This is a genomic window from Cupriavidus sp. WGlv3, from assembly GCF_023952475.1.
Classification (GTDB): Bacteria; Pseudomonadota; Gammaproteobacteria; order Burkholderiales; family Burkholderiaceae; genus Cupriavidus; species Cupriavidus phytorum.
On sequence record NZ_JALHRX010000033.1, the window covers coordinates 24358 to 31527 of the forward strand.

Here is a 7170-nt window from a genome sequence, read left to right on the forward strand (position 1 = left end):
GTAGTTCCGCTGCTTGCCACCGCGCGGACCAATCTCCTGGTAGATCCCGCCCTTGTTTCCGGTGCTTTCACCCGGCTTCTTCGTGGTCACCATAGGGACCTCCTTAGGTAGATTGGCGTTACTACAACGGACACTGGTTCAGCGCCAGCAGGTTGTTGTTCCAGCGGCCGTCCGCATGTGTGCGCAGATACGGTGCCTTCCCAGCGTCCCGGACCACGCCAATGTCGGCGCGCTTGCCTGTAGACGGGTCCAACACATAGAACGTGTTGGTCTTGGCATCGATGCTTTGGATTACCTGTTCGCGTGTCCACATCCAATCCGCGGCTGGATTACCCAGATGTGTGATGTGTTCGTGCGGGCTCTGTGGGTTGGGCTTACTGATACAAGTTACACGTGCGTCAGCCATAACAATCTTCCTTTCTTTCTTGCTGCTGCCAGAAGCGTCATCTACAATATGACGAATTCGTCATGCTCCTGACCGAAAGAGAGGCCCCGCGGGGCCATGACGAATCAGTCAATTTTTACTATACGCTTTCGTCATGTCGCAGTCAACACCCCCGCCCACCTCACCGTCCGCCGTCTTTCCAAGTCGATTGCGAACGGCGCGTGAGTATCGCGGCCTGAACCAGGGCGAACTAGCCCAAAAGGCCGGGATGCAGCCGTCCGCGATTTCTCACTTCGAAACTGGCACCCGAAAACCATCCTTTGATAACTTGCGCATCTTGGCTGACAGCCTTGATGTCACTACTGATTACCTTCTAGGCCGTGTTGAGGACTTCAAGGCTCTGGCTGGAGCGGATCGCCTTCATAGGCATTATGGGTCACTTCAACCATCGGACCGAAAGATGGCCGACGATCTGATAACCATGCTTGCCAAGCGCGCGCAGGAAAAAGGCAAATAATGATAAAAGCCGATCCCTATGCCTTTGCCTCTCTCGCCGCGGAACAGATCATCAAGGGCCTTGGGATCGCTGCACTTCCGGTCGACCCTAAAGCAATCGCTCGCGACTGCGGCATCGAGGTGGTCGCGAAGCCCATGGAAAATGAAGGTGTCTCAGGAATGCTTGTCCGGTATGGCAATGACTTCGCCATTGCCTATGCCACGCACCATGAGAATGAAGGCTTTGAGAACTTCAGCGTCGGTCACGAGCTAGGCCACTACTACCTGCCCGGCCACGTAGATGCCGTCATCGTTGGCGACGCCGGCTCGCATGTGTCACGCGCAGGATATTTGTCTGGAGACAAGTATGAAGCGGAGGCCGATCGCTTTGCCGCAAGCTTCCTGATGCCTCGCCATCTGTTCTTTCCGGCACTTGAGCGTGCCGGTGTCGGTCTTGCGGCTATCGAAAGACTTGCGGTGCTGTGCAAGACGTCCATCCATGCCACGGCAATTCGATATGCGCAATGCACTCGCGAGGCTGTGGCGATCATCGTTAGCCGCAGCGGCATCATTGACCACTGTTTTATGTCTGAGGCGCTAAGGAATCTTGATGGGATTGATTGGCTTAGGAAGCGGAAAGCGGTACCGCAAAATACAGCCACCTACGCGTTCAACCAGGACCCGGTCAATGTGCGACACGGGAACCGCGTCGAAGAAGGTTCAAATCTCCAACACTGGTTCGGCGGCCGACGCAGCATCGAGATCTGCGAAGACGTTGTTGGTCTTGGCCGCTATGGCAAAACACTGACAGTGCTTTACGACATCGACCTACCCTCCCCAGAAGACGAGGAGGAAGAGCGATCTCTTATCGAGTCTTGGACCCCGCGATTCAAGCGATAGTAGGCGGACGATGCAGCCTAGCGAATTTTTATCGATATAGTGGGCGGCGTTTAGCCGCCCACTATATCGATAAACGGGAAGGACGTATGCTTGGCGACTTACTACCATCGGCTATCCAATTGCAGCAAAAGGACCATCCCCGTGTCGCGCTCGGAACGGCAACAGCGCTCAACGTCAATGCGAGACTGGCCGCCAGACACACGAAGCGCGTTGCCCTTTGGCGACATCTGCCGCGGAAGGTCGTGGAATGTCGGTCGGCCCCGCGCCGCGCCTTGCCTTCTGGCCGGCCTTGGTGTTGCCCCGCGATCGGCAATAGACATACGGGGGGGCTATGTCAAAAACCGTGAGAGGGGAGCGCCTTTGTTGCTGCTGTCGTTTGCCATATGACCCGATTGTAGGAAACCGGAATTAGCCGGACTACTCCAGTTCGCCGGACTGAAAATCCGGAATTGGCCGGACTGGCTTGAAACCCCCATGACGCTGAGCCAGGACCTGACGGTCCAGTTCCCGTCGCCAATTGGCTTGTCGGAAGTGCAATGGATGGATCAAGAAATCGGCGAGGCGGCCGTCAATATGGGAAACTTCATTTCCTGTCTGCGCCATGCGTTACGCCCCCATCCAAGACCAGCACCTCGCCATCCCAGCTTGCGACCGCGTCTGGCGGGCGCAGCCTGAACGACGTTTTGACGTCGAAGACCTCATCCAAGCATGCGTTCCAGACGCCGCTACCTGTGATCCAAGCTTTGTGGCGGACGGGATTCGGGAGTGGTTTGATAGTTTCGGGGTCGGCATTCCGACGTGGCGGGTGGCGTCACAAGATGGATAAGATGGCCCGCACCGGCGCTACGACATTTTCGACCTTGACTACCTGATTGCCGTCAGCGTCGGCCAACGGCCGAGGCCGTGTGGAAGCGCTCCGAGGACGCGCTGCGCGCATCCATATATGCAACTCATGCTGGGTGCTTCCAATTTTGGCCCCTGACCGGGGTCCCTTTGATTTCTCTGCAATTTGAATGTGTAGCGACCCCTAGCATTCATGCGGCTCTCCGGACTATGCCCACCTGAAATTCCCATTAAATCAATAGGTTGCTGTTACGAGTCCAGCGCGCATGCGGGTGGCGTCGGCCAACGGCGTTCGGCGTGTGCGATCGCCGCGACCGTCGGGGCTGGCCGCGCCCTGTCGCAAGGCCTGGCAGTAGGCGAGCAGGAGCTGGCGCGTGAGGTCGGACAGCGGCCCGCGCCCCTGGCGGCTCCCACCAGCCAATCAGGCGGCGCAATTCCGCAGATTCTGGTGATGGCTACGGAGTGGGTAGCCGCTCGGCCGGCCCGTGCCAGGGCTCCAGTGGAGTAGGACCATTGGGAAATGGCGGAAAAGGACAAGTCAGCAAGTGTCTGATTTGACGGCGATTTCAACTGAGCATCGCCCGGAAACCCGTATGGGTGCTAGGGGTGGCTACCCCAGTAAATTGCGCGGAAATCAAAGGGACCCCCTCTCGGCGCACCGAAATGTGTGTAGGTCTGGCAGCACAACCACTGTCAAGAAAAAGCTCGCCGAGGTGGGTTGATAGGCCGCTTAGCGATTTGTTATGAGCCAGCCTTCGAGTTGCCCAGCCAGAGCATCGGGCCGCGTATCGGAATACGAAACGACGCCCATATCCTGCACTTCCTCAAGCAACTGGCCGGTCTTTTTCGCTATTGCCATTTCGACCGGCGTCTCCGGATCAGGCAAGACAACGAACAGCGCGGGTGGCGCCGCGTGTCGATGTGTAAGATTGTGCGCAACAAGAACGTCTTTTAGCGACTTATAGACGTGACGCTCGACAGTTTGCATACTGGAATATCGGGCTGAGAGAATATTCCCAAAACTCTTCCCATTGTCTAGTCCCACATGCAGTTTCCTTGCGCCGATGGTCAATTCACGATTTGGCACAAAGATCTTTCTCGATAACGAAGCCAGGGCTTTGCGCATCTCCATGTATGCCCAATCATCATCCATCGGCGATTCGCGTGGCGCAACATCGACCCAAAGAGCGCCAGCTTGGCGTTTGAGCAAGCTTGTGAGTTCCTTCTCGACATGATCCGTGGCAAGGTAACCGCAACTCACCATCCGCACGTGTGGCGTCCCAGTCGCTGCTTTGGAGAGACCCTCTCGGAAGCTGGCGCCAATAGCGTTTTCGATGCCTTTCACCAAATCACGAAGGTCAGTTCCGCTCAGCGCATCTCCATAAAGACTTGAAAGCTTGTTAAACGCCGGAAGCCATCGAAGGAGCGGACGCTCGTCCCCCTTGATCACCGCCGCGACGCCTATGACAAAGTCCTGCTGACTGGCCAGGTCCGGACGGAAGAAAACGGTCGCCCACTCTCCAGTAAAGACTGGCTCGCGTACGGCCGCTGTTCGCGAAAGAAGAAGTGAGAGGTCCATTAGATTAAGCGCCCGCAAGCTTGCGCAAGCGTACCATTGCTGGCGCGCGTGCTCATGTATTCAACGATCGTGTCGATCTGCTCCGAGTCCAGGAGGCCGATTAAGTCCCTACGCAGTTGGTTTGACACTTCCGGCCAGATGTCTTGCGTCTTAAGACCCTCCTGTAGCACTGATGCATACCACGACGAAAGTTGGGATGCCGTCATCTCCCTCTGTGCCGCGAGGTTGAGTTGATTTCCGGCCGTCTCGTCTGGCCAGGAGGAATGCCAATAAGGGCCTCCACCTACCGCGCCTTGGTCGATGGCAACGTACTTCATATCGTCCAAGTATAAGAAGTTGGCATCACTTCGATCGCTGTTACCTGTGGCATGGTCAACACCAGTGAGGATGTGAGCAAACTTGCTTCTAAAGAAAGCGGCAAGCTGATCCTGGTCGAAAGTGGACAGACGGCGCAAGAACCGGAACGGTTTGGCATTCTGCACCAACGTGGCAGCCCAGCACACGGCCAGACCTGTACTCCGATCTACGTAGGCTGTGACATCGGCATCGAAGACTGGCAACATCTCCCGGTTCAGCAGAATGACTCCTCCCCTCGCTGGCTGGTCGACTCCCCTTACGGCATTCGCCGTAAAGCCGATGACCTCGTTTGCCACGCCGCACGAATCGGTTGGGTAAAGCTTGATCACCGTATCTTCCGGCTCACTTGCCCCTGGCCACAGAACGCGCCCCACAAAAACAGGTTGAGCGCCTGTCGCGTGGACAGCATCGTGGTCACTGACCCAGCCCGAAAATCCACAATACGCATCTGCGTGCAAGACGCTAATCAAGGCCGCTCCCTAGAAGGTATCGGCTCGACGACATGCGGCGACCCGATCTAATGTTGCGCATCAGGCGCTCAAAGCGCTTGACGGAGTATTGTCCTTGGTCGGCAACCGTGGCGCAAGACAGACGCCCGAAAGTTACGGATAGCTATCACGTGTCGACTAGCCATCAGGGAAATCTGGCAAGCGGGCGCGCCAAGATAAGGAGAATCCGCTATCACAAGGAGACCCCTCGGTATTGACGCCGCTATCCGACCCGATAAGACTCCCCGCTCTGCCCCGCATTGACTGCCCGCCACAGCCAGTCCGGCATCTCGCCGGTCCCGTCCCAGTTCTGTCCGGCGGCGTTGCGGTACCAGACCACCGGCGGCGGCGGGGGCGGTGGTGGAGGGGGCGGCGGATCGAAGCCCCCCGCTGCTGCCAGCTCCGCCATGGTCATGTCGTAGTCATCGTTGCCGTCGCTATCCTTGCTGTCTGCCTGGTTGGCGCCGGCCCCCACCGGCGCCCTCCCGCTCGCGCGGCAGGCGTAAGTCTGCCAGCAGTTGGCGCGCTAGCGCCGCCTCGGCTTCGGCGCGCTCGGCCCCGGCGCTGCGCCGTGGCGTTCTGCAACCAAGCCCAACAAGGGCCCTAACCAAGATACGCCCCCGACTGCGTTGACAGTTCGTTGATACCCAACTCAAACGGCAGGAAAATTACTCTCCCGTCGCCGACGAAAGCAGCCAATGGCGCTCCACGCACAATCTGCCGCTATCATGCCTGTACTTCGACTCCGCAGTGTGGTACGGCACACTTGGCACGGTAATGTATGGGATCTTTTTCAATACCCTTAGTTATCAGGCAAAACGCTTCAAGAAGCAGTGGCGCCGGGAGAACACCGAGCGGAGGGCAACCAAGTACTCAAGACTGCATGGTTGCCTGGTGTATTGCGGCAACCATCTCGCTGCCTTTTCCTTCTCAGTGTTTGCGGCCGTCCTCTTTGCCGCGATTCTTTGCTTAACACTGCCCGAGTATCCCGGACTAGTCCTCGCGCACGCCAAAGCTAGCGACTCTCTTCCCTACTTCACAGCACTGTGGGGAACGCAAGCAACGCTCGCGGCATTGTCCTACCCAATAGTGTTCGCGTTCGTTGCTGTCAACCTCCAACAGCGGGCAACGGCAAAACTTGGCCTGAAGGTCTATCTTCTGGACTCCGGAGCGCTCGTCTCGGGAACCAGTTCGGTCTGCCTACTTGCCTGGATGACCTTTCAGTACTTCTTTGTTCCCTATCACGAAGCGGACTTGGTTGCCTCCTTCATGGCGGGCAACGTCGGATGGTTTCTCCTCAATGCAGTTCTAACCGGCATTTTCCTTTTCCGCACAGTCCTCTTCCTCTCTGATACCCACCGCCTAAGAGCAATCTCCAGTTACGCTGTCCATGTGGCACTGCCGCGCGAGATGGCGCTGCGCCTACCCACTCAGCTACTACTCGCAGCAAAGCAAAACGGATGGGTACCGAACACGCCAGATGATAGCGATCCGACTCAGCCCAGAATTGAGTGGTTCCGGCTAGGCGACGACGAAGCCTGCGTGGAACTGACCAGCCGCCCTGGCTTGCGGATCGTGGACATTCGCCTTCGTCTACTTGATTGGGCCATCCGCCTATGGATGAGTCGGCTGCAAGAAGCGCAGAAGATCGAAATGACGGACTGGAGCGCGCAAGATGCTATTGGTCGGCAACCATGGCTTTTGCTTCCGATATGTCCTGGCACACCAACGTCCAGCAAGACGCCTATCTGCAGCGTACGAAATGCTCCCCCGCCCGGCGTGCTAGCTCGAACCCTACTGCGGTGGTCAATAGATCTTGGGCGCCCCAAGGATCCCGGTGACGACGAAACCGTAGCAATACTTACGGAACTAGTCTCCGAGGTTGTGTCGCTACTGGAAAAGCGACACTCCGACGCAGCCATTCAACTGGTGGTCCACGTCGTGGACGTTCACGCAACGCTGCTAAATGCAAGTGTCTTCAAAAATGCTGAAGGAGAGCTCGAGCACATTGGACAGCTGCAAGACGGCAACTTCTTCCGCACCATTCATGAACGATGGGTGGACGAATATCGTAGCCTGGCAGAAGCTGCTATCGACACCATTGAAAGCGACAACCGCTTCTT

Annotated in this window: 8 protein-coding genes; 4 read left to right on the top strand and 4 right to left on the bottom strand. The window is 57.3% G+C overall.

Annotated elements, in window-relative coordinates; translation table 11 throughout:
* Window positions 1-121: 121 nt before the first annotated feature.
* Complete coding sequence (locus tag MKD38_RS28720; protein WP_025586725.1) at window positions 122-406, bottom strand: DUF3892 domain-containing protein; 285 nt, start codon at window positions 404-406, stop codon at window positions 122-124.
* Between the two features lie 133 nt (window positions 407-539).
* Between MKD38_RS28720 and MKD38_RS28725 the strand changes: the two genes are divergently transcribed.
* The 3 genes from MKD38_RS28725 to MKD38_RS28735 all read left to right on the top strand — a co-directional run bounded on the left by MKD38_RS28725 (window position 540) and on the right by MKD38_RS28735 (window position 2455).
* Entirely contained in the window at window positions 540-902 is a 363-nt protein-coding gene (locus MKD38_RS28725) for a helix-turn-helix domain-containing protein (protein ID WP_012354491.1), read from the top strand.
* Window positions 902-1780 (top strand): ImmA/IrrE family metallo-endopeptidase, encoded by an 879-nt coding sequence (locus tag MKD38_RS28730; protein WP_012354492.1) that lies wholly within the window; start codon window positions 902-904, stop codon window positions 1778-1780. Before MKD38_RS28725 ends, MKD38_RS28730 begins: the two co-directional genes overlap by 1 nt.
* Before the next feature lie 474 nt (window positions 1781-2254).
* Complete coding sequence (locus tag MKD38_RS28735) at window positions 2255-2455, top strand: hypothetical protein (protein WP_155892727.1); 201 nt, start codon at window positions 2255-2257, stop codon at window positions 2453-2455.
* Window positions 2456-3353: 898 nt separating this feature from the next.
* Here the strand turns inward: MKD38_RS28735 and MKD38_RS28740 are convergent.
* The 3 genes from MKD38_RS28740 to MKD38_RS28750 form a co-directional block, all read right to left on the bottom strand.
* Window positions 3354-4202, bottom strand: coding sequence for a hypothetical protein (locus tag MKD38_RS28740; protein ID WP_012354496.1), 849 nt, complete (start codon window positions 4200-4202; stop codon window positions 3354-3356).
* On the bottom strand, window positions 4202-5029 hold the full coding sequence (locus MKD38_RS28745) for a hypothetical protein (protein WP_012354497.1): 828 nt from the start codon (window positions 5027-5029) through the stop codon (window positions 4202-4204). The genes MKD38_RS28740 and MKD38_RS28745 overlap by 1 nt, the downstream gene beginning before the upstream one ends.
* 241 nt (window positions 5030-5270) lie before the next feature.
* Entirely contained in the window at window positions 5271-5462 is a 192-nt protein-coding gene (locus MKD38_RS28750; protein ID WP_012354498.1) for a hypothetical protein, read from the bottom strand.
* Window positions 5463-5797: 335 nt separating this feature from the next.
* Here MKD38_RS28750 and MKD38_RS28755 point away from each other — a divergent pair.
* The coding region (locus MKD38_RS28755) for a hypothetical protein (protein WP_240988374.1) at window positions 5798-7170 on the top strand (1373 nt) is incomplete at its 3' end.

Bases quoted from the DNA above. Each gene is read 5' to 3' on its own strand.
- MKD38_RS28720 (WP_025586725.1), bottom strand. From the start codon at position 406: ATGGCTGACGCACGTGTAACTTGTATCAGTAAGCCCAACCCACAGAGC.
- MKD38_RS28725 (WP_012354491.1), top strand. From the start codon at position 540: ATGTCGCAGTCAACACCCCCGCCCACCTCACCGTCCGCCGTCTTTCCA.
- MKD38_RS28730 (WP_012354492.1), top strand. From the start codon at position 902: ATGATAAAAGCCGATCCCTATGCCTTTGCCTCTCTCGCCGCGGAACAG.
- MKD38_RS28735 (WP_155892727.1), top strand. From the start codon at position 2,255: ATGACGCTGAGCCAGGACCTGACGGTCCAGTTCCCGTCGCCAATTGGC.
- MKD38_RS28740 (WP_012354496.1), bottom strand. From the start codon at position 4,202: ATGGACCTCTCACTTCTTCTTTCGCGAACAGCGGCCGTACGCGAGCCA.
- MKD38_RS28750 (WP_012354498.1), bottom strand. From the start codon at position 5,462: ATGACCATGGCGGAGCTGGCAGCAGCGGGGGGCTTCGATCCGCCGCCC.